This window comes from Frankia sp. CcWB3, from assembly GCF_977927595.1.
In genome coordinates this window covers 16,160-19,019 of sequence record NZ_CDWRCK010000064.1, presented here as the reverse complement: position 1 = coordinate 19,019, position 2,860 = coordinate 16,160, and the positions used below count along the sequence as shown (strand labels likewise).

3 protein-coding genes and 1 pseudogene are annotated in these 2,860 nt (G+C 70.5%); 1 reads left to right on the top strand and 3 read right to left on the bottom strand.

Going from position 1 to position 2,860, the window contains the following annotated elements:
- A partial coding sequence (locus ACY5KJ_RS07505) for a TetR/AcrR family transcriptional regulator C-terminal domain-containing protein (RefSeq protein ID WP_462203056.1) occupies positions 1 to 408 on the bottom strand: 408 nt, incomplete at its 3' end.
- Between ACY5KJ_RS07505 and ACY5KJ_RS07500 the strand changes: the two genes are divergently transcribed.
- A complete protein-coding gene (locus ACY5KJ_RS07500) occupies positions 379 to 966 on the top strand; it encodes a DUF4386 family protein (RefSeq protein ID WP_462186338.1) in 588 nt (195 codons plus the stop codon). The genes ACY5KJ_RS07505 and ACY5KJ_RS07500 overlap by 30 nt on opposite strands.
- A gap of 139 nt (positions 967 to 1,105) precedes the next feature.
- Here ACY5KJ_RS07500 and ACY5KJ_RS07495 read toward each other — a convergent pair whose 3' ends face one another.
- Both ACY5KJ_RS07495 and ACY5KJ_RS07490 read right to left on the bottom strand, forming a co-directional pair.
- A complete protein-coding gene (locus ACY5KJ_RS07495; RefSeq protein WP_462203055.1) occupies positions 1,106 to 1,939 on the bottom strand; it encodes a L,D-transpeptidase in 834 nt (277 codons plus the stop codon).
- 13 nt (positions 1,940 to 1,952) lie between these two features.
- A pseudogene (locus ACY5KJ_RS07490) lies at positions 1,953 to 2,860 on the bottom strand (hypothetical protein); the annotation flags it as partial.

Below are 2,860 nucleotides of genomic sequence, written 5' to 3'. Positions count from 1 at the left end.
GATCCAGGCGTCAGGCTCAATGAGGCGTTCGATGCCGTCAAGGACGCGGTCGAGGCCCCAGCTGAACTGCTCAGTGGTGACGTAGGCGGCCAGCACGTCAATCTGGCTGGCGGTACGTGGGTAGTGCTCGGCGGGCACGGCCGCGAACGCGTCACGGCGGGCGGCGATCCGCTCTGCCTCGCTGGTTCCCGGCTCGTGCGGCTCGGCGGCCTCCAACGCGATGGCGCCCAGCACATACACGATCAGCAGATATACGGACCGGGCCGCGTTCGCCGCCGGCACCCCGCCGTCGGCCAGTGCCGCGAGCAGTCGCTCGTTGAGCGCGAGCGCGTTGGGGCCGTCCATCGGGCCACCGAGCAGCAGGCTGACCGCGCCGGGATGGCGGACGTCATCCTTCCGTCCTTCCACCGAGGCGGCACCGGCCTGGTCTGGACCTGGTTCGCGACCGGCTGGACCTACGCTCTGCTGCTACCGCCGACGCTGCTGCTGCCCACGGCCCTCGGTCGCCGGGACGATCCCGTCCTGCGCGCCGCGACCTGGGTCGGCTCCGCCGCGATCGTGCTCGCGCTCACCGGCTTCCTGCGCTGGGTCTTCGTCGTGCCGCCGCTGGCACGGCAGTACATGGCCAGCGACACGACGACCCGAGCGGCCGTCGACGCCGCCTGGCTCGCACAACACCAGCTCGGCGGCTCCCTGCTCGGCGAGCACCTCGGCCAGACGCTCGCCATCGCCTGGTCGACGACGATCTCCGTGATCATCCTCTGCCGCCGTCCGCTTCCCGCCGCTGTGGGCATGCTGGGCCTGGTCGCAAGCGCCATCTACCTGCTCAACCAGGGCGACATCCTGGCAACCGCGATCCCCGAGGTCCCCGCATGGGAACCGGCGGGCTTCCTCGGCTCCACACTCTGGGGAGTATGGATCGCCACCCTCGGCTTCGCACTCCTCCTCCGACGTCCACCCAGCTGACCTTGCAGAACCGGCTCTGCCTCGCGGCCAGCCGTGCCGGGCTGCCGGGCTGCCAGGCCCCGCCCTGAATGATTCCAGCTCGGCGTCGGGGTCTGTTGCATCCGCGAAGTCCGCACCGACGACCTCGGGATGAGACCGGTCAGGCGACGATGTCGACCGGCGTGCCCAGGGGCAGCATGCCCGCCAACCGGGTGATGTCGCTGTTGCTCAGGCGGATGCAGCCGTGGCTGACGTCACGCCCCAGCGTATGGGGCTGGTTGGTGCCATGCAGACCGATAATCGGAGCATGGCCTTCGAAGGAGGCCAGTGAGGTGGAGAAGCCCGAGATGCCGAAGGCGAAGGGCCCGTGGGGTCCGGTCGGATTCCGCGGCCGCAGCAGTTCGGTCAGGTAGTACCGCCCCCCGGGAGTCGGTGTTTCCGTGGTTCCGACCGCCATCACGAACAAGGATATGAGCGTGTTCCCGCGGTACAGCCGCAACTGGTGGGCTCCGCGGACGACCTGCAGGTGGTAGGCGGTGGTGCTGGCGCGGACCTGGTCGTCCCTGATCCATCCTCGGCTGCCGTTGGGCCATACCGGCAGCAGGACCTGCCACCATCCGGGCAGCCTCGCCGTGACGAGAAAGACCCGTGGCACGCCCGCCTCGTTCGGGTTACTCAGCCGCGACGCGGGCCGGGTGGACACGGGCGTTGGGTAGACGTCCACGCCGGCGACGGTCGCGGTCAGAATCGTGTTCACCGCCTCCGGTTCGGCCGCCGCGCCGCGAGAAGACATAGCGGTGACCGAAGACCTGGGGGTAGCCGAAGACATACCGGTGGCCGAAGACCTGGCGCCGATGCCCTCACCGCCGACCGCGCAGGCGGCCGGGAACAGCAGCCCGCACACGGCGACCACCAGCGCGGCCGACGCGCGCGGCGCCGACAAGCCGGCGGGTGGTCGAGGCCGCCGGGTGCCCGCGTCCGTCACCTCTGTCATCCCATAGAGCCGGTCATCCCGTGAAGGGGATGGTGTTCGTCGTGATCGGCGTCGCCGGTGCCGTCGTGCCGGTGCCGGTGCCGCCCTGTTGCCCGGGCGAGCCCTGTGGCGTCGTGCCGCTGGTTACGGGTGATGTCGAGCCCGTCCCCTGGGCTGGGGCTCCCGTTCCGAGAGCCTTCGCGGTACTCAGGTTCTGTCCGCCACCGGTCGACTCCCCAGTACCGGGAGTCTGTCCGCTACCAGAAGCCTGTCCACCGCCAGAAGCCTGCGGGGACGAGGGCGCCTCGCCCCGCGCGCCCGGCGCGATACCGGCTCCCGGGGCGACGGGGCCGGTGCCGGTAGTGCCGGTAGTGGTGGCGGTCGACGGGCCAGGTCCGGTGGCCGGCACCGGCCGGCCGTGGGTCGACACACCAATCGTCGGCAGCTGGGGTGAGGGATTCCACGACTGGTCGAACGCGCGGGCCACGACAAGGGAGGAATGCGTGTCCAGGGTGCGCGAGGCACCCGCCGCCAGCACGCCGTTGCCACCCCGCCCCTCCTTCGAGAACCAGCCGAAGGCGACAGGATGATCGGTGACGTTCCTCAGCGTCCACGAGACCATGTCGTGCCCGCCTGCCGATCGCAGCTCGAGCGACCGCAGGTGGCTCTGGACCCGGTTGATGTCGGCCGCCCCGATCGAGTAGGCGCGGAACAACGGGTTGATCTGTGCGACGACATGAGGCGGGGTCGGGTTGACGACGACGTTGTCGATACTCACGTCGAGATCTGGCCGCAGGGCGGAGCCGCCCGGGAGCGTGACCTGACTGGAACCGGGCACCCCGTCGGGGAACGCGGCGCCGGCTGGACCGGCCACGGCGGCGGCCAGGGCGCCGGCAGCACCGACGGCGGCAAAATACATTTTTCGCGAGCGCATAGGGGACG